The organism is Bacteroides salyersiae WAL 10018 = DSM 18765 = JCM 12988, assembly GCF_000381365.1.
Lineage (GTDB): Bacteria > Bacteroidota > Bacteroidia > Bacteroidales > Bacteroidaceae > Bacteroides > Bacteroides salyersiae.
On the sequence record NZ_KB905466.1, the window covers coordinates 24,550 to 47,869 of the forward strand.

Sequence of the window (23,320 nt, forward strand, 5' to 3'; positions counted from 1 at the left end):
ATTATGAGAAACAAACTGTTATTATCGGCGGCCATACTCCCGATATGTGGCATAACGGGTGAAGCCCAAGCGGCAGAAACTCAGAAACATCCCAATATCATTATGTTTCTGGTAGACGATATGGGGTGGCAAGACACCTCTCTGCCCTTTTGGACGCAACGTACACATTACAATGACATTTATGAGACGCCCAATATGGAGCGCCTGGCGGCACAAGGCATGATGTTTACGCAAGCGTATGCCTGTAGTGTAAGTTCGCCAAGCCGCGTCAGCCTGTTTACCGGAATGAATGCGGCACGACACCGGGTGACCAGTTGGACACTGCATAAAAACAAGACACACGAACAACCGGACTCTGTGCTGATATATCCGGAATGGAATGTAAACGGCATATGCCAGGAACCGGGAATAGAGCGCACCACTCAAGTGACGACATTGGCGCAAGTATTGAAAGAAAACGGCTATCACACCATACATTGTGGAAAGGCTCATTTCGGAGCCATAGATACCCCGGGAGAAGACCCGTTGAGAATGGGGTTCGAAGTGAATATAGCCGGGCATGCGGCCGGCTCTCCTGCCAGCTATTACGGAAAAGAGAATTTCGGGAATAAAACCGATAGAAAGAATCCGCCGGCTGCCGTACCGGGATTGGAGAAATATCACGGCACAGATACATTCCTTAGCGAAGCACTCACGCTGGAAGCGGAAAAGGCATTGGATGATGCACAAAAAAGCGACAAACCATTTTTTCTGTATATGGCTCATTATGCCGTACATACACCGATACAACCGGACATGCGCTTCTATCAGAAGTACATCGACAAAGGGCTGCCGCCGGTAGAAGCCGCTTATGCCACTCTTGTGGAAGGGATGGATAAAAGCTTAGGCGACCTTATGGACTATCTGGAAGAGAAGAACCTACAGGAAAACACCGTCATTCTATTTATGTCGGACAACGGCGGACTGGCCGCACATACGCGTGCCGGACAGCTCCATACACAGAACTACCCACTCAACAGTGGTAAAGGTTCTGCCTATGAAGGAGGCGTACGGGAACCGATGATCGTAAGCTGGCCGGGTACAGTAAAACCCGGAAGCAAATGCGACCGTTATCTGATGATAGAAGATTTCTTCCCTTCCATATTGGAGATAGCAGGAATATCGGACTACCAAACAATACAACAACGGGACGGCATCAGCTTTATGCCGCTACTCACCGGAAAAGGCAAGATGAAAGATAGAGATATCTACTGGCACTATCCGCATAGCTGGGGGCCTTCGGGACCGGGAATCGGCGCAACCTGTGCCATCCGTTCGGGAGACTGGAAACTGGTGTATTACTTTGATTCCGGTAAAAGGGAACTATTCAATATTCCCAACGATATCAGCGAGAAACATGATCTGGCAGCTCAAAAGCCACGCATCGTAAAACAACTGGCAGGAAAATTAAGTAACTATCTTCGTTCGGTGAACGCTCAACGACCTACATTGCGTGCAACACAACAACCTGCACCATGGCCGGACGAAATTAAATAAAAAGAAGAATGAATAAAAGAAAACTATTTCTATCCCTTGCATTGTTTTTGATGGCAGGCAGTACATTGTCTGCACAAAACAAGAGTGCAGGTATCAATCTGTCCATATGGAAGGGAGTCAGCACACAACCCGCAGACAGTGCCCAGACTACCTATTTCAATTTGGGTATCCTGTCGGCTATGAACCGGCTAAACGGTGCAGGCTTCAATGCATTCGGAAGTGTTATCAGCCACAACATGAACGGCATACAGGCATCGGGACTTGCCAATATGGTGGGTGGAAGCATGCGCGGCCTGCAACTCTCTGCAATCAGCAACATTAACGGCAACAACATGGTAGGATTCTCGGCTACGGGACTTGTCAACATCGCCGGTAACGAAAGCAAAGGAGTGTTGTTCTCCGGGCTGACCAATATCAGCGGTGACCATACTTACGGTATAATGGCAAGCGGTGTGATGAACATATCGGGCGATAAAGCCGGTGGTGCACAGCTATCCGGACTCGCCAATATCACAGGTTCTACTTTTAATGGAATAATGGCCGGAGGATTATTGAACGTAGTAGGCGAGAATCTGAACGGCGTGCAACTGACAGGGCTTGCCAATATAGTGGCTTCGCGCATGAACGGTGTGCAGATAGGTTTAGGTAACTACGCGACGAAAGTGAAAGGATTGCAAATCGGTTTGGTGAATTACTATAAAGAAGAGATGAAGGGGTTTCAGTTGGGACTTGTCAACGCCAACCCCGACACAAGAGTACAAATGATGGTCTTTGGCGGAAATGCCACCAAAATCAACATAGGTGCCCGGTTCAAGAATAAATTATTCTACACCATCGTAGGTGCCGGTACGCATTATCTCGACTTTAGCGATAAATTCTCCGCTTCATTGTTTTATCGCGGCGGTATCTGGCTGCCTTTATGGAAAGACCTGACCATCAGCGGCGATTTGGGATACCAACACATCGAAACCTTTAAAAATAAAGATTACGGTATTCCGGCGCGCCTATACGGCTTGCAGGCACGCCTGAATCTGGAATATCAGATTACAAAGAAGTTCGGTATTTTTGCAACCGGAGGTTATGGAGGAAGCCGCTATTACAACAGAGATGTCACTTATGACAAAGGAGTAATCGCAGAAGCAGGAGTCGTACTGTTTTAGAAGCCTCTCCCCAACCCTCTCCGTAGGAGAGGGAGCTGAGTCAGCTTCAGCAATCAATTAACAAATAAATAGTAGCATTTCTTCCTCCCTCTCCCACGGAGAGGGCTGGGGAGAGGCTTTCCCTTTTTACTGCTTTTCCTTTATCAACCCCGTCCTATACGCCACCAGCAATTTTTTCAAATCCTGGATTTGCGTTACCAATTCTTTTCCCTTATCCGTATCTTTCACCATCATACGTTGAGAATTAAACTCGATTACAAAAGTGGTCGATTTGATATCCTGCCCCTCTTCTATGGCTTTCTGTGTAGACTGAAACGGTTCATGCTGCACTAATTGCAGGCCGTGGGAGTGATAAACCAATGTATATCCGGCAATACCGGTTTCCGGTTGATAGGCTTTCGAGAACCCGCCATCGATCACAAGCAGCTTGCCTCCCGCTTTCATCGGCTGTTCGCCTTTGATCGTTTTTACGGGTACATGCCCGTTGATAATATGAGTATGCACACCGGTAACTCCAAATTCTTCTAAAATCCGGTCGCATATTTTTTCATTATCACGCAGCGTATAATAATATCCCTTCTTCTCTTTATGCAGTGCCTTGTCCGCAATGAAATAACGCTCAAAGGTTGCCATCTTGTCTTTATCGAACGACGGGGCATCCGGCCCACACCACATATACCAGATATAATCCATGGCGAAAAGTTTTTCTTCATCGCCGTCTTCGTCAAAATAAGCAGTACGGATCAGCTGGTCGATCTTGTCCATCAGTTTCTTACCCCAATATTCCTTTCCTCGGATATTGACACGCTTGAAACTGCCATCCTCGTTCAAAGGCACGGAAGCATGATACAAAAGGTTAGAATTACATACCAGATACATGCCGCCATAGGTAAACAGACAACGCATGTGCTTTTTCAGCTTTTCACTATTCATGAACGAATAGTGCAACTTATCTACCAGTTCTTTTTCTTCATCCGTCAGGCGATACGGATCTTTCGGATCTACTGTCGGGAAGTTCGTATCACGCATCTCGTACTCCTTACCTTCATAAACAAAAACACCGCGCTCAAAATCGATCTTCTCCAACAGCTTCCGGTTCTCCATGCCAAATTCCGGACGGCGGTTGATGATATCCGCTTCCAGTTTAAACTGAATAATCGTAATCGCCTTGTGCATCTGCGTGATGAGCCGCAAAGTCTTTTCGTTATAAGCAGAATCCGCAAAGTTCATTTTAGGAGCGAAAATAGTACAAGGATCATCGGCATAAGTATCCATGGCAAATGTAGCCAAGGGAAGAAGATTGATGCCGTATCCGTCTTCGAGCGTACCTAAGTTTCCATAACGCATGGACATACGGATGACATTTGCCATACAACTCGTATTGCCGGATGCAGCACCCATCCAGAGGATGTCGTGATTCCCCCATTGAATATCGAAATTGTGATAATCGCACAAGGTATCCATAATGATATGTGCACCGGGACCACGGTCATAGATATCTCCCACAATGTGTAGTGAGTCGATCGTGAGGCGCTGAATCAAATTGCACATGGCAATAATAAAGGCATCTGCCCGCTTGGTGGTAATGATCGTACTGATAATTACATTGATATAGGCATGCTTGTTGGGTTCGATGCTCGATTCGTGCAACAGTTCCTGGATGATATATGAGAACTCTTTAGGCAAGGACTTACGCACTTTGGAACGGGTGTACTTGGAAGATACGTTCTGGCATACCTTCACCAATTGGTTAAGGGTGATCAGATACCAATCGTCAAGGTCTTTCTCCCGCGCCTTGACCAGTTGCAGTTTCTCTTCGGGATAATAAATCAGCGTACTGATCTCTTTCTTCTCCGACTCACGGAGCGTATTGCCGAAAATTTCGTTGACTTTTCGCTTCACCGCGCCGGAAGCATTCTTCAATACATGCTGAAACGCTTCATATTCACCGTGAATGTCTGTCAGAAAATGCTCGGTGCCTTTGGGAAGATTCAAAATTGCTTCAAGGTTAATGATTTCCGTGCTGGCATCAGCAATGGTGGGAAAACTACGCGACAGCAATTGCAGGTAACGCAAGTCACTAATAATGCTTTCAGGGGTTATATTACTTTGGGCAGTCATTATATTTACGATTGAACGATTTACTATTTACAATTGAAATTACTTCTATATGGTTCTTGTTTTTCCGTTTTTTTATTCTTTCGCCATTACAGTGCGGCAATTATCAACACGGTTTCAGCCCAACAGGAACATGAGCAATATCTGGGCGATTATTACACGCAAAAACATGCACAACGGATACACTGTGGCATAAGCAACCGAGGGATTATCTCCCGGAATGGTATCATTCACATAATTCAAAGCCATCGGATTGGCCATGCTTCCACATAGCATACCGGAAACCGAGCCGAAATCTATTTTCATTATCTTAAAGGCAACGGCTCCCACGATTACCGTAGGAATAATAGTCAATCCGGCACCAAGACCAATCCATAACAGCCCTTCGGGACGAAATACAGTATCGAAGAAATGCGCTCCTGCGTCCAGTCCAAGACAAGCCAGATACATGGATAATCCTAATGCACGAAGCATCAGATTGGCACTGCGAGTGGTATAGGTAATCATATGCATACGCGGCCCGAATGTACCGATAAGGATACCTACAATAATAGGACCACCCGCCAAACCTAACTTCACCGGAGCACTGACGCCCGGAATGGAGATCGGAATGGCTCCAAGGGCCAATCCTAAAATGATACCGATAAATACAGCGACCAGATTCGGTTCTTTCAAACTCTTCACTGCATTACCCAAAACCTTTTCTACATTTTGGATAGCGGCCGCCTCTCCTACCACGGTCAACCGGTCGCCTAATTGCAGCGTCAGTTCCGGAGTAGCAAGCAATTGTACGCCCGACCGATAGACACGGCTGATATTAATGCCGTAATGGTTGCGCAAACGGAGCGCACCTAATTTTTTACCATTCAGTTCGGGGCGAGTCACTACGATACGTTGTGAGATGAGCTGACTGTCGATGGCATTCCAATCGATGTCTTCCTTATTCCAATCCGTATTTTCCTGTTCGCCGAAGAGGACGGTCAGTGCCAGTGCATCTTTCTCGGAAGTAACGACCAGCAAGCGGTCTCCCTCTTTTAAAATCTTTTCAGAGGTGGGAATACTTACATTGCCATCCCGCCACAAACGGGAAATCACAAACTTGGGATAGCTCATGTGAGCAATATCTTTAATGCTCTTATTAAAAATGGCCGGATTGTGCACTTGAAAAGCAGCAATATATGTTTTATTGTTATCGTCTTTCTCCTTGACTTCCAGATCTTGCTTACGCACCAGCGCTTTGCGAATAAGCAATACGGCAAGAATCACCCCGATCACCCCTAACGGATAAGCCACTGCACACCCCAAAGCGGGAGTACTGCTTTCCATGCCCATCTGCTTCAAGGTTTGTTGCGCCGCACCCAAGGCAGGGGTGTTGGTAGTGGCACCGCAAAGAATGCCCACCATATTCGGCAGAGAAACGCCGGTCGTATAGCTACATATCACCGTAAGCAATGTGCCCAGCAGCACTACTGCAAGCGCCAGCATATTCAACGTTACTCCACCTTTACGAAAAGAACTGAAGAAACCCGGACCGACCTGCAACCCCAAAGCATAAACAAAGATGATAAGGCCGAAACTTTCTGCATAGTTCAGCATCTGTGCATCTACCGAAAGACCGAAATGACCGGCAAGAATGCCGGCAAAAAACACGAAAGTCACTCCAAGGGATATACCGCAGATATGTATTTTGCCCAACCCCAACCCGATGGCGGATATTAGTGAAAGTACGACTACGGCCTGCAAAGCAGAATGCTCGATGAATAGACTATATAACCATTCCATAAATAATAATTATTCGACGCGTACCGATTGGCAGACGGACGCGCTATTTCGCTGCAAAGATAGGAACATTTTATGCCTGTACAAAACTTTTATGTACCCATTTCATGCTATACCAACGACGGACAAAAATAATTCCCCGGATGTTTTCGTCCAGTAAAAAAGCAACCCACATTCCACACAATCCCCAAGCCCAGTGAACACCAAACAGATAACCTCCGCCTACTGCCACGCTCCACATTACGATCAACCCCACATAGAAAGGGTAATTCACATCGCCTGCCGCCCGTAGCGCATTAGTGGCAAAAATGTTGATGGGGCGCCCTATCTCGAGAACGGTATCTATGATAAGCACAATAACTCCCATACGGATAATATCGGGATTAACAGTCAGCCAACTCAGAATGGTATGTCCGAAAACGGCAAGGATACAAGAGAGAATAAAAGTAATCATCACCGATTTTTTCATGACATACTTTCCTAACAGAAAAGCGGCACGGGGCTTCTTCTCCCCTATCAAATGGCCGATGCAGATAGCCCCTCCCTGAGCCATCGAAATACTAAACAGATAGACAAACATTATAATATTGACGCAATAGGTACGGGTGGCCAACGCTTCAACTCCCAACATATTAATAAAAAAAGTGATTACCACTTGCGAAGAGCTATAAGAAAGCTGTTCGCCGGCCGAGGGTAACCCGACCTTCATCAGATTTCTCAGTTCTATCCAGGGAAAAGGCCGGAAATAGGCCAACGGAAAGCGATGGATATGTTTGCGGAAAAGGATTATAAATAAAATCACCATCGATACTCCCCGACTGAATGCCGTCGAGATAGCAGCCCCTTCTACTCCAAGTTCGGGAAAACCGAACTTACCGAAAATCAATGAATAATTTCCTATGATATTGAGAATATTGACGACCACCGTCACAAGCATCGGATAAATGGCCTTGTTCGCACTGCGGAGGGATGCAGACAAAGTGAGAGATATCGCCTGAAAGAAAGCAAAAGCACCAACAATACGCATATAATCGGCTCCATCGGACATCAATTCCGGGCCAAGCCCCATCCATCCGAGTATAGTAGTATTCATTAAACAGAGGAAAAGGCTGATAACTCCCCCTACAACCAGATTCACCAGCAATGAGACACCTACTACCTGCACTACCTTCTTCTGGAGTTTGGCACCCAAATACTGGGAACATAAAACGGACGTCCCCAAATTGATTACCTCAAACACCAGGAATGTCAACATGATAATCTGATTGACAACTCCAACCGCAGCAACGCTGCTATCGGAATGACGGCTCAACATGATGGTATCCACCGCACCAAGCATCATTATCAGCAATGTCTCTACAAAGATAGGAGCAGCCAGCTTGACCAGCCTTCTCTTTACGCTCTCCTGTTGTATTCTGTGTGTCACCTTTACCCTTTATTTTCGGGGTGCAAAGGTATTCAAAATCAATGGAACCGTAAATTGATTTACGTCAAATAAACAACGGTCATCTCCCCCTGAATACCACATAATTATCCCAACCATCCCAATAGCCTGTCAATTGATCCCCCCAGATTCTTACTTCATCCAGATAGGAAATATCATTCGGAGCATACATCATGCGAAGAGATGATTGTGACGAGTCTTCCCAATTCCATCTGAAACGGTATTCATTTTCAGATATTCCACCATTGGGATATTGTACACGAATATAATCGATCCCGGTCCTGTCCAGATAAAAATCGATCTCCTGACGGCAGTAGTAACCATCTATATTATAATAAGATCTTACCCAAGTACGACTGCACAACTCACGCGACTTGTTGTAATAACCGCCACCTATGTTATCATCGTCATAAAAGCCATCGATTGCCACTTCACAAGCAGCCAGACTTACCATAGCCAAAACCAATAGTACCGATTTAAAATATTTCATAGTTTTTGTTTTCATAATCTTTCTTTTTAAAGTGTTTCGTATAAAACAAAAGTAGGTAAAGGTTTGATCTCTGAAAAAAGAAAAATCCTACTTTTAGCGGGGGAATAACCTAATCTTAAGCGGGAATTCTCCCTTTTCTGCTACAAAGAGTTAAGAAGACCGTATAAAATCTTAATTTATATTATAATACAATGATTTACAGTCCGATTATTTGCTATTCTATAGAAAGTACGTATATTTGCAATGTGTTTTTCATAGTATTAGATTTAAGGTTAACAAAAAGATTGGCTGTCTGGGATAGATAGCCTTTTTTTATGCCTGTAAAGTACTTATTTTTTAGATGAGTATAGCAATTATAAAGACAGAGCAGAGTACCCATCGCTTATAAACACCATTACTAAAAGAAGAAAATAGATAGTTTACAACTCCAACCTATAAATTATTTTTTCTTTAAACAGTCTTTCTTCTCATATTATCAATAAGCTCCTCCCACCCATCATAAAAAACAACTAAAAAAAATTCACTGTTTAACATTTGAAACATAGACAATTAACGATAATCAGAAAAAATAGTAGAAAAAAATCTTTCAAAAAGTTTTGCATAGTCCAAAACTTCCCCCTATATTTGCACCGCATTTGAGAGAGAATGCGGGTTCAAGGAAGTTTGGGTGAGTGGCTGAAACCACCAGTTTGCTAAACTGACGTACGGGTAACCGTACCGGGGGTTCGAATCCCCCAGCTTCCGCAAAATTCTCAAAAGAACAAAAAAGAGCTAAGTTATAAAACTTGGCTCTTTTTAAATCTCAAATCGGTGGGTTCGTCTAACGGTTAGGACACATGCCTCTCACGCATGTAATACGAGTTCGATTCTCGTACCCACTACAAAATGAAAATCAGCTCTTTAGTTAAACTAAGGGGCTTTTTTATTTATTTTCCAATATATCACTCGTATTCTATTGTATTCCGGTTTACTCTATTAAATTTGATAGCAAATAAAATCTTACGATAATCACTAAACAAAAAGAGGAGCCATTATTAAAAACAGCCCCTCTTTAACGATAATTTCAATCAAGTCCTAATTAAAAACAAGTATGGGGATAGCTTTAAAAGCCCCATACACTGCCGGCATTGTTATTTGTCCGTTCAATAAACCAGACAAATGCACTTTTTACCTTTTTCATAACTAATAATTTAACTAATACCTAAAACTAACTGTTTTTAATCAAAAAGGGGAACAATCAATGTAACATTACATATCCCCAAATCATCGGATCAGCTTGTCCGATTTTACCTAACAATCTAATTACCTTTTTCATAACTAATCTTATATTTGTGTGTACCTTTTGAAAACGATGCAAATGTAACCGGTCTGAAAATAAAACGAATTGATCTAAAGCAAAAACAAATCTTTTTATCCCTATTTATTGATTTACGTCAAGCGTTTTTGTACTTTTGCAAACACAACCCAATAATAAGATATCAGAAGACGCTATGGACATATTAAAAGAAACAGTAGACGCTGTAGTTAATTCCAGATTTCCAGAAATGAGTAAAGAAGGACGCCAGCAACTGGCAGAAGTCTTGATACGCAAAAACGTAAATAAAGGTGAGATTATCCTGAACGAGGGACAAATAGCACACGATCTGATATTTGTAGGGAAAGGTATGGTTCGCCAATTCTATTATAAAAATGGTAAAGACGTAACCGAACACTTTTCTTATGAAGGTTGTATAGTGATGTGCATCGAAAGTCTTCTCAAGCAAGAGCCCACCCGGCTGATGGTGGAAGCATTGGAACAATCGGTTATATATCTTTTTCCTTATACAGTATTGCAAAAATTACTGGAAACATGCCCGGAGATCAATCTGTTCTACAGAAAGGTGCTGGAATATTCATTGATCGTTTCACAAGTAAAAGCGGACTCCTGGCGTTTTGAAACGGCAAGAGAACGCTATAATTTATTGCTTGAACATCATCCGGAAATTATCAAGCGTGCACCTCTGTCACACATTGCTTCGTACCTGCTGATGACTCCGGAAACATTGAGCCGGGTTCGTTCGGGAGTATTATAAGCTTGCTTAGCTCCGCCTGTATTCTTTAGGAGACATACCTACATAATGCTTGAAGTATTTACCAAAGAAAGACTGATTGGCAAAATGGAGGTATTCGGCTATTTCCTGTACACTCATTTCAGAGGACTTCAATAAGGCACGAGCTTCCAAAATTACAAAATTATCAATCCACTCACCGGCCGTCTTGCCACTCACCTCTTTCACCACACCCGAAAGATGTTTAGGAGTAAGACACAGTTTATTGGCATAAAACGTCACCGAACGATCTATTTTATAATTGGCGGAAACTTCACGCATAAATTTCTCAAAAAGTTCTTCCTTCCGGCTCTTAGGGCGAATCTCATTCGCAGGCATGTGCTTGCGGCAGAAATTATAGATATCATAGAACATAGCAGCAATAATACCTTTCGCTATCTCCTTACGGAATGCATTATCTCTCATCTTTACTTTTTTCCATAAAAAAGAGTGATATTCCATCATACACTCCTGCTCCTCTTTGTTCAGAGGGATACAAGGGTGTTCTTTGATATAAAACATAAAGGAGAGCAGTTCTTTCATTTGTGTAAAAGTCCGGTCGATAAACTGTGGTGAGACAGCAATAAAAACACCGGAAAAGTCATCGCTTCTACCTAAACTTTGAATAATCTGCTCAGGAAGGGTCATCAATAAATTGCCGGCAGTCAGTTTGTATTCCTGCAAATTTATGCAAACGGTACCTTCACCGGCAAGACAAACCGCTATTACGGCCGCATTAATACGGTTTGGATATTCATCCATAGGAATATCCCAAGCATCGTTGAATATAGCAAAATCATTGTCTATAAAATCTATCTTCCGCAGTCCGTGCTCAGAAGAGATGTTCACTTGTGGGATTACTTCATTATCCATTTTATCGTATTTTTTCGCAAATATATATATAAATTCCATTAATACTATCCCATTTCTCCATTTATTAGGAAATCTGAACAATCCTAAAGATAAATTCTTTATTATCCTCTATACAATGTTCATTTTCTGATTCTTAAATAAAAAAGTGCGATGCATTCACAAGAGAATGACATCGCACTTTTCACTGGCCTGCATTACCTTTTTTGAGAATCATGCAGAAAATATCCTATCGGCATAAATCAATTCGTTATCTTAACGCCGATAAAATAAGTCCTCGGTTGCGTGGGGCCATAAAAATAGCCGGAATCACGAAATTCACCCTTATCCAGATCTTTCTGGAAACTATTAAAGATATTCTGTACCCCTGCATTCAGTTGTAATTTGATGTGGTCATGCAATATAAAGGTATAATTCAGTTTCAGATTAAGATCAAAGAACTGGGGAGTATTTTCCATACGGTCTTCATCAATATAACCGGCCATATGAGGCACAATCATTTTCCCGGTATAAGTACCCGACAAAGAAAAATCAAAATGATTCGTCGGTGCAGAAGTAAACGTGAAATATCCGTAATAATCCGGAGTACGAGGCATACGGCGGGTAGTCAGATTGGGAAGCCCCTCCTCAGTTTCCTCACGCCACACTACATCCCGGGTATAGCGGCTACGTTGTGCCGTAAATCCTAACTGGAATTGCGCTTCACGTCCGTGGGCAATCTTTGCATCGAGGTTTGCACCATACACACGGGCACCATGTGCGTTACGGCGTTCTTTAATAATATCTCCGTTTTCATCCTCACCGATATTAGTAAGCATGAATACATGACGCAAATCCGTATAAAATCCTTCAAGCAGAATATTCGCCTGCCAGTGCCCGATTGGTAAAGTCCAGTCTACAGAGCCACTATAACTGTTAGAACGTTCTTCACGAAGGTTATCGGCCAGTTTTATCTGAATGCCCTCACCTCCTACGGCTGTAACATGCAGGTCCTCGTCATAAGCCTGCGGAGCACGGAAACCGGTAGAATAAGTCAGACGTGCCTGAAATTTATCAGTAGGCTTATAAAGCAAGTTCACACGCGGACTAAAAATAAGCTTGTCAATCAGATTATGTTTATCCATACGCAATCCGACGAGCATTGCCAACTGATTCATACGCCACTCGTTTTGGATGAAAGTTCCTGCCACACGGACGTTCTGTTTCATATCACGGTGATAGCCGGTCATAACATCGTGTAACGAGTTGTCTTGATATTCGAAACCACCGGTAAAGGTTGCAGGAGCAAAGAAACAATTATCCATCTGACCTACATACATGCCACCCAACACCCAAGTCAGATCTTTTGTCTTACCATAGGCCTGGGTATTCTGTTGCGCACCGTAATAACTGTTACGATCCGTATGTTGAATAGAGCCATATAAAGACATTTTGTGTTTTGCCTCGTTCCAATAATGATCGTAACTCAAACCACCGCTATTGATAATGTGTTTGGTCTGTTCGGTAATATCCGTTTCATGCGGTTGCAAGTCAAACTTATTCCCACCACGACGGAACTCGTTGGTGGTGTGGTATTCTATATTAATACGGCTATTGTAAGACGGACGGTAGTAAGCACGCATCCCGAAAGTATTCATATTCAGTTTTCCCAATTCGGAAAAGCCGTCTCCATCAGCATCATACGGATTACGGTTGCGATATGTCTCATAAAGAGCAATACCGTAACTATTATCCTTGGCTACCAGCGAGACATTCCCCCCCATGTATTGTTCCCAAGACTTACCGTTCATGTTCGACATCATACTGGATACCTGAAAAGAGTTGCTGACAGGATCTTTTGTGATAATATTAATCGTTCCTCCCACGGCATTGGCACCAAACAAAGCCGACCCGCCGCCACGCACGACTTCTACCCGCTCGATCATATTTACCGGAATCTGTTCCAGTCCATACACCCCGGAAAGGGCACTGATAATCGGACGGCTATTTATCAATATCTGAGAATAAGGTCCCTCCAGACCATTGATACGCACTTGCGGAAAGCCACAGTTCTGACAGTTGTTTTCCACGCGAAGCCCGGACTGAAAATTCAACGACTTTGCAAGATCAGTAGAATTTACCGCCTCAAAAAGTTTGGCGCTCATCACATTGACCACTACGGGAGCCTCACGACGGTTCACTTCATTGCGATTGGCCGATACAACAACTTCATCAGTCATAAAACTTTCCTCTTCCATCTGAAAATGGAGAACGGCCGTAAAATCCTTGCTGACTGTCACACTCTTTTGCTGGGTCTTATACCCCATCGCCTGCACTTGCAAAGTATATTCACCCGGGGTAAGATGACGAAATTCAAATTGCCCCTCATCATTAGACACGGCACCCGATGCACGGTATTTATCGGGGACACTTCCTCCGTTATAACTGATAATGCGTATCGTAGCATAAGGGATATTCTCTTCGGTTCCTTTCACAATAACGTGGCCGGAAATCATATTGCCTTCCTTAATAGGATTGACGGCATAAGTAATCATGCTCAGGCACAAAAGCATGAGCAGGATGATAGATTTCTTCATTCTGATATAAAAAATAGATATGTATAATGTATAAGTAAGAAAAAATGAATATTTATCCTATTCTTACTACCGGCGGAGCACGAAGAGACACTACACGCATGTGTGTCTCCGGCATAACAGGAATATCCGTTTGCTGCTGCAAGCAGTAAAGCAACGGACGTATCGCTTCTATATGGATAGGCGCATCTGCCTCCAATGAATGAAATGAGGACAGACGGGCAATGATTACAACTTCAATTTTAGAGTGGGTATGTTTGCCATGACTGGGGTGAGAATGTACTACCATGACTCCATTTACATAGTGTACATGGGTAAACATCGTAATGCTCACCTGATATACAATAAATAGCGTCAGCAACAGAAGGGATGATAGAACTCTTTTTACACGTCTCACCTGTTATACTCTCTTTGTTTAAAATTGAAAGTGCAAAGATAAGTATTATTTGGAAGGATTTTAAATAAAAAATGACTATTTTAACAATAGATTCATAAATAGCCGCAAAGTTGTTCAAGATATTCTTTATCAATCTCATCGAACATACCCAATAACTCACTATCGATATCCAAAACTCCCCACACTTCACCTTCTTTCATCAAAGGCACTACAATCTCTGATCGTGAAAGAGAACTGCAAGCAATATGTCCCGGAAACGCATCGACATCCGGTATTACCAAAGTCCTCTTTTCCCGCCAAGCCGTCCCGCACACCCCTTTTCCTTTTCGGATACGCGTGCAAGCTATCGGCCCCTGAAAAGGTGCAAGCACCAACTCATCCTCTTTCACCAGATAAAAACCCACCCAAAAGAAATGAAAAGTTTCTTTCAAAGCCGCAGTCACATTAGCCAAATTAGCGATCAGATCTGTCTCTCCCTCAATAAGAGACTTTATCTGGGGTAATAAAGAAGCATACTGTTCTTCCTTGCTACCGGATATAATATTCAAATTCTCAGCCACGCAGTTAGTGATTAATAATTTAGTGATAAGCGATAAATGATTAGTGACAAACGGTTAGTGATAAGTGATTGGCAGGCTGCGTTATGATGCCGAATGACACTAATCACTTATCACAAAATCACTAATCACTAAATAAGTATTTATAGTCTCTTTTTGCCGCCGGCCCCGTCCAGTCTTCAGGAATAAATTTCCATTGATTCAATGCACGGGGATCGAGTGTCCCTTTCTTCTCAATATAATTCATCAGATAGAAACGGAGATCTTTGTCCGTGGAAAAGATAATACGGTCTTTTAATTGTTCTTGGGGGATACCGGCACCTTTAGTCAAAAGTTCTCCTCCCCCATTGCCACGATATGAATTCAAAGCAACTTTATATACTTTATTCAAATCGAACGGTGCGCCATCCGCCATGCTGACAACCGTGATCTTCGCTCCTTTCGGTTTGGTCACATCTACCGTATAGATTATTCCTGCTGCCGAATCAAAATTAAAACTGAAATTTTGAAACGATGCCCGATCTTCCGCTCCTTCGCGGCGTTTTTCCTTAAACCACAACAAATGATCTTGCGGAGATTTCATCTGATTGGTCCACATATAATAAGAGTCTTCAAGAATATCCTTGATTTCTTTTCCCGAGAGTGTCATCACATAGAGCATATTCTCATATTTATAAAGATTGAACATATCGCTCACATGAATATCCCCTTTCTTAATCTCCGCATCAAATGATAAAGGAGCAACCAGCGAGATGTCTGCACCGGAAATATCGAGTTGCAGCGAGTGAATGAAATCAACGAAAGCCGACGGACCGAAAAAAGCCGGGCGGGTAGAGATGTCTTCGGTAAAAGTCCCTATCTTTTTGGATACGAACTGTTCCACTGTATTGTACTGAGGAGCGAATTTCTGCATGAATTCTTCGCTGACACCATAATTCTTCGTAGCAGAAAGAACCCCTTTTATCTCTTTACTCTGCACTTTCCCGTCTTTCAGCTTTATCGTCACATCAACATTAGACACCACCGCCGCATTGCTTGCCGGATCGATAATCAATACAGAATCTCCTGCCACATTCGCAATCTTTTTGCATTCGCGCGCATGATCATGCCCCATCAATACCATATCAAATCCGGGAACATTCTTCGCAACGCTCAACGATGCATTTTCATTATATTTACCCGACATTAAAAAAGCATCCTGCCCGGCATGAAACAATCCGATAACAAGATCCGGTTTTTCCTTTTCACGGATAATTTTCATCCACTTTTTTGCAGTCTGCTCCATATCATCGAAACGCAGTCCTTTCCATAAATTCTCTGACAGCCATGCAGGAATGGCAGGCGTAATCATGCCCAATACGACTATCTTCACTCCGTCGCGTTCCATCACCTTATAAGGCTTTAAATGAGTTTCACCGGTAGCCGTATCAATAATATTGGCTCCTAATACCGGAAAGTTACATTCACTGATCCAACGGTCGAACACCCGGCGGCCGGTTTCCACATCATGATTCCCCATATTGCCCGCATCATAGCCCATGTAGTTCATCATTTCGGCACAAAGATGAGGCGAAACCGTATCTATATAATTATAATAATAAGCAGTGGGCTGCCCCTGCAAAATATCACCATTGTCCAGCAAAATAAGGTTATCTTTATAAATTTCCCGTTTTTTCCGTACAAAAGCATGAACACGCGCCAAGCTGCCGGCCCAGTCCTTTTGAGTTATAAAATTATAAGGATAATAATTACCGTGTACATCACTGGTCTGTACGATTTTCAGTTTTACTTCACGTTCCTGCGCTGTCAACGACAGAGCAAAGCCAAACAATACGACAAAAATAAAAGCAAACTTTTTCATAAAAATATCATTCAAATTCCAATATGCAACAAAACTACTCCGACACGGGCATTGAGAACACAAAGCGGGCACCTCCGGTATAATCCGGATCAACCCATATCTCTCCTCCCCATTTTTCAACGGTAAGTTTACAAATGGAAAGCCCTAATCCTGTGCCCTGTGCATATTCATTCAATTTTTCAAAACGCTCGAATACCAGTTTCTGCTTCTCTTTCGGGATTCCACAACCGGTATCGGTTACGGAAAAGAGTGCAAACTTCTGTTCCCCGTCCACCGAAAAGCCCAATGTTATAACCCCGTCTTGAGTAAACTTAGCCGCATTGGATAATAAATTAATTATAACTTGCTGCAAACGCTGCACATCCGTAGTCAATACAAAACTCTCATAATCGCTGGCAAATACAAATTTATTATTCGATTTACGGGAAAAGTCAACGGAAGTCAGCACTTGCCGGCACACTTGAATCACATCACACGCCTCACAAGTCATTTGTACTCTATCAGCTTCCAGACGAGAGAGATCGAGTATGTCATTAATCAACCGCAGCAATAAACTGGAGTTGGATTTTATAATCTCCGAATAAGATTCTCTTTCTTCATTGGAAATACCTTCGTCGGTCAACACATCAGAGAAACCTACGATAGCATTCAGAGGTGTACGGATTTCATGACTCATATTGGCCAAAAAAGCACTTTTAAGACGATTAGACTCTTCTGCACGGTCTTTTGCATCACGCAAATCGACTTCCGACCTCTCCAAGTCATCCTTCAAACGCTTGGTTCTGAAATAAAAGAAAAGAGAAACCACAAGTCCGCCTATCAAAATCATCAGGATTGCAAAAACAGCCCATATCTGATAAGTATATTGTTGATAGAACGAAACCGGCTGGTTGATAATTTCCATATCGGCAGGAAAAGACTTTACGTCCAGTTTCAGTTCTTTTACTTTCTTATAATCAAGTACGTTTTTACTGCCTATCACTTCCACATGACAAGCCGTATCATTGGGATTGGCAAATTTGCGGATAGCCTCACGAGCCATATCACGTCCCAATGGACGATAAGCAGGAATCACTCCGCCAATGGTCCAATACCCCAACCCTACCGATGCCGGAGCGAAAGCCGGAACATTAGGATTAGCTTCCATCATCATATAAGTGGCATTCCTCATAAAGTAACTCTCATTCATATCCACCCGCCAGGTTCCTACCATCACCGCCGTATGCTCCGGCAAATGGTGAAACTTATCCATAATGCTATAAATCGTATTGGAACGCCCGTCCAATAATATCAGATCGAGTCCGGGAAATTTCTTCATTTCCTCCCTGACAAGTGCCTGCATGGCAACTCCGCCATAACTGTTATCCGAAATGAAAGCGATATGACGTGTATCAGGATAAAAATGCAAAATCATACGAATATTACCTTCAATGTCATAGTCATATATAAAACCGGACTTTACCCTTCGATGCCCCAAATGATCCGAAAAGAAATCCACCGTTTCGGGCATCCATTCCTTTAAGTCAGTAGTATCTTCCGGCAGAATAACCGCATTGCGACTTGTCAGACTACACATGACAGGTATGTTTGCCACCAGCGAGTCTTCTTGTGACAAATATGCCGCCCAAGCTTCCTGCCCTAATAAAATAATGAGTTCCGGACGTTCATTTCCTTTATATCTGGAAAGTATCTGCTGCATCATCCCTTTCCATTTGGGAGATTCAGAGAAACTCTTGCAGTTCATATTCTCAATTTCTATATTGTATTTCCCGCCACATTTGGTATATTCATCCATGAAATCGGAGATGGTGACGGAAGTTTGATGAGCGGCCGGATTATAAGAGCAAATGATCAGAATAGACTGTGCATCCTGAGCTGCATAAGCCACCGCCGGCAAAAAAAAGACGATGGTAAAGAGACAGGAGAAAACATATCTGGTAAATGACAGCATAATTCTTATTGCATGTATTTTGTTGCCGCAAATATACTAAAAATTAGTATCCAATAGAAGATTAATACGTACATTTGTCAGCAAATCATTATAAAAGCAATTATGGAATTATTTCACAAAATGATTTCTGCCGCCCTGAATATATCGGAAAAGCAGATCAACAACACTCTGAATTTACTAAAAGACGGCGCTACCATCCCTTTTATCAGCCGTTACCGTAAAGAGGTAACGGGAGGCCTGGACGAAGTACAGATAGAAAATATTAAAAACCAATACGATAAACTTTGCGAAACGGCCAAACGTAAAGAAACCATCCTCAGCACGATCAGCGAGCAGGGCAAATTAACCGCCGAGCTGCAAAAACGTATCGACGATACTTGGGATACCACTGAATTGGAAGACATTTACCTGCCGTACAAACCCAAACGAAAAACCAGAGCGGAAGCTGCCCGGCAAAAAGGCCTCGAACCACTTGCCGTAACACTGATGCTGCAACGTGAAAACAACCTCGAAGCCAAAGTCGGCTCCTTCGTGAAAGGAGACGTGAAAACAATAGAAGATGCCTTGAAGGGTGCACGTGATATTATAGCCGAACAGGTGAATGAAGACGAACGAGCCCGTAACGCCATACGCAATCAGTTCAGCCGGCAAGCCGTAATCAGCGCCAAAGTAGTGAAGGGCAAAGAAGAAGAGGCAGCTAAATACCGCGATTATTTTGAGTTCTCCGAACCTCTGAAACGTTGCACTTCCCACCGCCTGCTGGCCATTCGTCGTGCAGAGTCCGAAGGAATGTTGAAAGTATCCATCAGTCCGGATGACGAGGAATGTATCGAAAGGCTCGAACGCCAGTTTGTTCGCAGCAACAACGAATGCGGCCGCCAAGTAGCAGAAGCCGTACAGGATGCATATAAGCGTTTACTCAAACCATCCATTGAAACAGAATTTGCCGCCATCACGAAAGAAAAAGCCGATGAAGAAGCCATTCGCGTGTTTGTAGAAAACCTGCGCCAACTGCTGCTCGCCCCTCCATTGGGACAAAAACGGGTATTGGCCATAGACCCCGGTTTTCGTACAGGTTGCAAGATCGTTTGCCTAGACGCACAAGGCAATCTGCTACACAATGAAAACATTTATCCGCATCCACCGGTAGAAAAGAAAAAAGAAGCAGCCGCCAAACTCCGCAAGATGGTGGAAGCTTATCAGATAGAAGCAATTGCCATCGGTAATGGTACGGCCAGCCGGGAAACGGAATATTTCGTTACCACCCAGCAGTTCGACCGTCCTTTACAGGTATTCGTTGTCAGCGAACAAGGGGCATCGATCTATTCTGCCTCCAAAATAGCACGTGATGAATTTCCGGAATATGATGTAACCGTACGCGGTGCCGTATCCATCGGACGCCGCCTTATGGACCCACTTGCCGAATTGGTAAAAATCGATCCGAAATCAATCGGTGTAGGACAATACCAACACGATGTGGACCAGAGTAAACTTAAGAAAGCACTCGACCAGACAGTGGAAAATTGCGTAAACCTGGTAGGTGTAAATCTGAATACAGCCAGCAGCCACTTGTTGACGTATATTTCGGGGCTCGGTCCGCAGTTGGCACAGAATATCGTAAACTATCGTGCGGAAAACGGTGCTTTCGGTTCACGCAAGGAGTTGATGAAAGTCCCGCGTATGGGCGCAAAGGCTTTCGAACAATGTGCCGGATTCCTCCGCATTCCACAAGCCGTGAATCCGTTGGACAATACTGCTGTACATCCCGAAAGCTATTGCATCGTAGAGCAGATGGCAAAAGATTTGAAATGCAGTGTTGCAGAATTGATCGGTAATAAAGAATTACGTACAAAAATTAATATATCGGCATACGTGACTTCCACAGTAGGCATGCCGACCTTGCAAGACATCATGCAGGAACTTGAGAAGCCGGGACGTGACCCGCGTCAGACAATCAAAGCTTTTGAATTTGATAAAAACGTGCGTACAATCGATGACCTGCGCGAGGGGATGATACTTCCCGGTATCGTAGGCAACATTACTAACTTCGGTGCCTTTGTAGACATAGGTATTAAAGAGAACGGATTGGTGCATCTCTCACAGCTTGCCGAACGTTTCATCTCTGACCCGACGGAAGTGGTGTCCATTCACCAGCATGTAATGGTAAAAATCCTAAGTGTAGATTATGCCCGAAAACGGATACAATTGACCATGATCGGTGTAGAACAAAACTAAACACGATTTCTCCATACATCAGGTAACGTCCTATATTTTTTTAGACAGAAGAACAGGAGAACAAAAAAAATGAAATCAAATATGTTCTTCTGTTCTTTTGTCTAAAAACTAAAAAGACATCTGTTTTTTTCTTTCAAAATACCAAATGATGCATCCCGTCATCAGAATCATTAATACCGTACAGATAATAGAACCTTCGAATCCAAAATCCCCCCCATTCAAAATGTTATTATCCGGAAATTGCAACTGCAACAAAGAAGAACATAGTATAGTACCGCTTACTTTATACCCCAAAACCGGCCCCTGCAGCCAATTCCAAAACAGATGCAATGAAATGGGAAACCATAAATTACGTGTATAAAGAAAAGTAACTCCTAACAGGCATCCCGCCAACACCAAATTCAATAAAGGCAAAAAGGCAACATTCGGATTGAAGAAATGCATCAAAGAGAACAAGACAGAAGAAATTCCCAAAGAAAGAAATTTATTAAGCCGTGTCCGTAATAAACGTCCCAAAATATATCCACGTACCATTATCTCTTCCGTTAAAGCAACCAGAATAAAAACACCAAAGCTACCGGCCAAATCAACCACACTCAACTGTACTCCCGTCACTTTCACCTCTCCCGATAACAACGAAAGCCCAAAACCGACACCATATAAAACCACAGCAGCCAATAATCCATACAGGATATCTCTTCCACGCCCTTTGATGCTGAGCCCCAAGTCCGATAACGGCCGATGATCAAAATACTTAAGAATAAAATATGCTGGAAGAACCGCCGCCAATAATGTGGCCGACTGAATAATCGCATACTGGGAAAGAGTAAGCGAACTCGTTCCGGGAAGTCCGATGACGATATACCCCAACATCGAAAAAACCACGGAAAGAAATAAAAATGCCACCACATAGACAGATAAGCTTACAAGCACGTGAGCCCCTTTAGATTCTTTTTTCTGAATATCTTCTTGTTCCATTTTATAAATTGTTAATCCGAAAGCAAAAATAACTATAAAAATCAAAAAGGCCGGTTCAATCTCTCTTTTTTCTGTATATTTGTCTGAATAAAACTTCAATCATGAAAATAAAACATTTATTTATAGGTATATTATTAGCTACAACAGCGCTGAACGTAGCGGCACAACCAGTTAGTAAACAATATTTTGTTCCCAAAGCAGGAACATTGATTTCTCTAATGACAGAAGACGAGGCCAATAGCATTACTCACCTCACCCTGACAGGAAAAATCAATGCAGAAGACTTCAAACACCTCCGCGACGAGTTTCAAAACTTAGAAGTACTGGATATCTCTAATGCGGAAATCAAAATGTATACCGGTAAGGGCGGAACATACCCCGATAAAATCTATGTATATATGCCCAACTTTATCCCTGCTTATGCTTTTTGCCGGGTAGAAAACGGACAAGCCAAAGGAAAGCTCTCATTGAGGAAAGTCATTCTTTCGGAAAAGACTAAAAACATAGAAGACGCCGCTTTCAAAGGTTGTGACAATCTTGCCATCTGCCAGATTAAAAAGAAAACACCGCCCAACTTGTTGCCGGAAGGATTAGCAGACAGTATTACTGCCATTTTCGTACCCTTAGGTAGTAGCGATGAATATCGTTTGAAAAACAATTGGAAATCATTCGCCTTTATTGAAGGAGAGCCACAGGAGGTCACCCTGCAAGTAGGAGCAATGGGCACATTAGAAAGTGAAATCCAAAGAGCAGGATTGCAACCCAGAGACATAAACTTCCTCACAGTAGAAGGGAAGCTGGACAATAACGACTTTAAATTGATAAGAGACTATATGCCCAATCTGGTTGCCGTAGATATATCAAAGACCAATGCCGTATCCATACCCGACTTCACCTTCTCCCAAAAAAAATATCTGCTACGGATAAAGTTACCTCACGGACTGAAAGTAATCGGACAGCGCGTATTCAGTAACTGCGGCAGATTATGCGGTACTGTAGAATTACCTCCCAGTGTGACAGCTATCGAGTTCGGTGCATTTATGGGATGTGACAATCTTCGCTACGTAGTGGCCACAGGGGACCAAATCACTACATTGGGCGACAGTCTCTTTGGCGAAGGAGGGGGTAACAAACTGATATACAAGAAATAGAATAAAGGGAGAGAAATAAAGGGAGATGGGAGAATTGAAATTCTCCCATCTCAAGTTGCTAATTTGATAAATATAAGCAGAGACCGTTTTTTGAACCGATGAGGAACCTTTGATGCGGAAAGATGATTGCAAA

Annotated in this window: 16 protein-coding genes and 2 tRNA genes; 7 read left to right on the forward strand and 11 right to left on the reverse strand. The window is 43.0% G+C overall.

The features are described from left to right. The first annotated feature begins 3 nt into the window (after window positions 1-3). Window positions 4-1,536, forward strand: a complete 1,533-nt coding sequence (locus HMPREF1532_RS00110) for a sulfatase (RefSeq protein WP_005923104.1) — start codon at window positions 4-6, stop codon at window positions 1,534-1,536. Between the two features lie 50 nt (window positions 1,537-1,586). Continuing rightward, window positions 1,587-2,696, forward strand: coding sequence for an LA_2272 family surface repeat-containing protein (locus HMPREF1532_RS00115; protein WP_244266421.1), 1,110 nt, complete (start codon window positions 1,587-1,589; stop codon window positions 2,694-2,696). Window positions 2,697-2,822: 126 nt separating this feature from the next. On the opposite strand, the gene HMPREF1532_RS00120 is transcribed toward HMPREF1532_RS00115, so the two are convergent. The 4 genes from HMPREF1532_RS00120 to HMPREF1532_RS00135 form a co-directional block, all read right to left on the reverse strand. Then, window positions 2,823-4,817, reverse strand: coding sequence for a fructose-bisphosphatase class III (locus HMPREF1532_RS00120; RefSeq protein ID WP_005923110.1), 1,995 nt, complete (start codon window positions 4,815-4,817; stop codon window positions 2,823-2,825). Window positions 4,818-4,931: 114 nt separating this feature from the next. Then, a complete protein-coding gene (locus tag HMPREF1532_RS00125) occupies window positions 4,932-6,596 on the reverse strand; it encodes a putative transporter (protein WP_005923113.1) in 1,665 nt (554 codons plus the stop codon). 70 nt (window positions 6,597-6,666) lie between these two features. Further along, window positions 6,667-8,019, reverse strand: coding sequence for an MATE family efflux transporter (locus tag HMPREF1532_RS00130; protein WP_005923116.1), 1,353 nt, complete (start codon window positions 8,017-8,019; stop codon window positions 6,667-6,669). Window positions 8,020-8,098: 79 nt separating this feature from the next. Further along, a complete protein-coding gene (locus HMPREF1532_RS00135; protein WP_005923119.1) occupies window positions 8,099-8,542 on the reverse strand; it encodes a hypothetical protein in 444 nt (147 codons plus the stop codon). A 642-nt stretch (window positions 8,543-9,184) separates the two neighbouring features. On the opposite strand from HMPREF1532_RS00135, the gene HMPREF1532_RS00140 reads away from it, so the two are divergent. From HMPREF1532_RS00140 to HMPREF1532_RS00150, 3 genes are all read left to right on the forward strand, one after another. After that, window positions 9,185-9,271, forward strand: a tRNA-Ser gene (locus HMPREF1532_RS00140). 65 nt (window positions 9,272-9,336) lie between these two features. Further along, window positions 9,337-9,408, forward strand: a tRNA-Glu gene (locus HMPREF1532_RS00145). Window positions 9,409-10,017: 609 nt separating this feature from the next. Then, window positions 10,018-10,599 carry a Crp/Fnr family transcriptional regulator gene (locus HMPREF1532_RS00150; RefSeq protein ID WP_005923124.1) on the forward strand — a complete coding sequence of 194 codons (582 nt, stop codon included), beginning with the start codon at window positions 10,018-10,020 and terminating at the stop codon, window positions 10,597-10,599. A 6-nt stretch (window positions 10,600-10,605) separates the two neighbouring features. Here HMPREF1532_RS00150 and HMPREF1532_RS00155 read toward each other — a convergent pair whose 3' ends face one another. The 6 genes from HMPREF1532_RS00155 to HMPREF1532_RS00180 all read right to left on the reverse strand — a co-directional run bounded on the left by HMPREF1532_RS00155 (window position 10,606) and on the right by HMPREF1532_RS00180 (window position 18,823). Next, complete coding sequence (locus tag HMPREF1532_RS00155) at window positions 10,606-11,487, reverse strand: AraC family transcriptional regulator (protein ID WP_005923127.1); 882 nt, start codon at window positions 11,485-11,487, stop codon at window positions 10,606-10,608. Between the two features lie 239 nt (window positions 11,488-11,726). After that, on the reverse strand, window positions 11,727-14,060 hold the full coding sequence (locus HMPREF1532_RS00160; RefSeq protein ID WP_044093984.1) for a TonB-dependent receptor: 2,334 nt from the start codon (window positions 14,058-14,060) through the stop codon (window positions 11,727-11,729). Window positions 14,061-14,112: 52 nt separating this feature from the next. Next, on the reverse strand, window positions 14,113-14,454 hold the full coding sequence (locus HMPREF1532_RS00165; RefSeq protein WP_005923129.1) for a hypothetical protein: 342 nt from the start codon (window positions 14,452-14,454) through the stop codon (window positions 14,113-14,115). A 92-nt stretch (window positions 14,455-14,546) separates the two neighbouring features. Beyond that, window positions 14,547-15,014: a GAF domain-containing protein gene (locus HMPREF1532_RS00170; RefSeq protein ID WP_005923130.1), complete on the reverse strand. Its 468-nt coding sequence runs from the start codon at window positions 15,012-15,014 to the stop codon at window positions 14,547-14,549. A 121-nt stretch (window positions 15,015-15,135) separates the two neighbouring features. Continuing rightward, entirely contained in the window at window positions 15,136-16,872 is a 1,737-nt protein-coding gene (locus HMPREF1532_RS00175; RefSeq protein ID WP_005923131.1) for a bifunctional metallophosphatase/5'-nucleotidase, read from the reverse strand. A 34-nt stretch (window positions 16,873-16,906) separates the two neighbouring features. Then, entirely contained in the window at window positions 16,907-18,823 is a 1,917-nt protein-coding gene (locus HMPREF1532_RS00180) for a sensor histidine kinase (protein ID WP_005923132.1), read from the reverse strand. A gap of 102 nt (window positions 18,824-18,925) precedes the next feature. On the opposite strand from HMPREF1532_RS00180, the gene HMPREF1532_RS00185 reads away from it, so the two are divergent. Then, window positions 18,926-21,058 carry a Tex family protein gene (locus tag HMPREF1532_RS00185; RefSeq protein WP_005923133.1) on the forward strand — a complete coding sequence of 711 codons (2,133 nt, stop codon included), beginning with the start codon at window positions 18,926-18,928 and terminating at the stop codon, window positions 21,056-21,058. 108 nt (window positions 21,059-21,166) lie between these two features. On the opposite strand, the gene HMPREF1532_RS00190 is transcribed toward HMPREF1532_RS00185, so the two are convergent. Further along, a complete protein-coding gene (locus HMPREF1532_RS00190; RefSeq protein ID WP_005923134.1) occupies window positions 21,167-22,036 on the reverse strand; it encodes a CPBP family intramembrane glutamic endopeptidase in 870 nt (289 codons plus the stop codon). 101 nt (window positions 22,037-22,137) lie between these two features. Here HMPREF1532_RS00190 and HMPREF1532_RS00195 point away from each other — a divergent pair, with 101 nt between their 5' ends. Further along, window positions 22,138-23,187, forward strand: coding sequence for a leucine-rich repeat protein (locus tag HMPREF1532_RS00195; protein WP_005923135.1), 1,050 nt, complete (start codon window positions 22,138-22,140; stop codon window positions 23,185-23,187). Window positions 23,188-23,320 lie beyond the last annotated feature (133 nt).

Coding starts and splice junctions, on each gene's coding strand:
- HMPREF1532_RS00120 (WP_005923110.1), bottom strand. CDS start 4,817: ATGACTGCCCAAAGTAATATAACCCCTGAAAGCATTATTAGTGACTTG.
- HMPREF1532_RS00110 (WP_005923104.1), top strand. CDS start 4: ATGAGAAACAAACTGTTATTATCGGCGGCCATACTCCCGATATGTGGC.
- HMPREF1532_RS00135 (WP_005923119.1), bottom strand. CDS start 8,542: ATGAAAACAAAAACTATGAAATATTTTAAATCGGTACTATTGGTTTTG.
- HMPREF1532_RS00125 (WP_005923113.1), bottom strand. CDS start 6,596: ATGGAATGGTTATATAGTCTATTCATCGAGCATTCTGCTTTGCAGGCC.
- HMPREF1532_RS00160 (WP_044093984.1), bottom strand. CDS start 14,060: ATGAAGAAATCTATCATCCTGCTCATGCTTTTGTGCCTGAGCATGATT.
- HMPREF1532_RS00190 (WP_005923134.1), bottom strand. CDS start 22,036: ATGGAACAAGAAGATATTCAGAAAAAAGAATCTAAAGGGGCTCACGTG.
- HMPREF1532_RS00185 (WP_005923133.1), top strand. CDS start 18,926: ATGGAATTATTTCACAAAATGATTTCTGCCGCCCTGAATATATCGGAA.
- HMPREF1532_RS00175 (WP_005923131.1), bottom strand. CDS start 16,872: ATGAAAAAGTTTGCTTTTATTTTTGTCGTATTGTTTGGCTTTGCTCTG.
- HMPREF1532_RS00155 (WP_005923127.1), bottom strand. CDS start 11,487: ATGGATAATGAAGTAATCCCACAAGTGAACATCTCTTCTGAGCACGGA.
- HMPREF1532_RS00195 (WP_005923135.1), top strand. CDS start 22,138: ATGAAAATAAAACATTTATTTATAGGTATATTATTAGCTACAACAGCG.
- HMPREF1532_RS00115 (WP_244266421.1), top strand. CDS start 1,587: ATGGCAGGCAGTACATTGTCTGCACAAAACAAGAGTGCAGGTATCAAT.
- HMPREF1532_RS00150 (WP_005923124.1), top strand. CDS start 10,018: ATGGACATATTAAAAGAAACAGTAGACGCTGTAGTTAATTCCAGATTT.
- HMPREF1532_RS00180 (WP_005923132.1), bottom strand. CDS start 18,823: ATGCTGTCATTTACCAGATATGTTTTCTCCTGTCTCTTTACCATCGTC.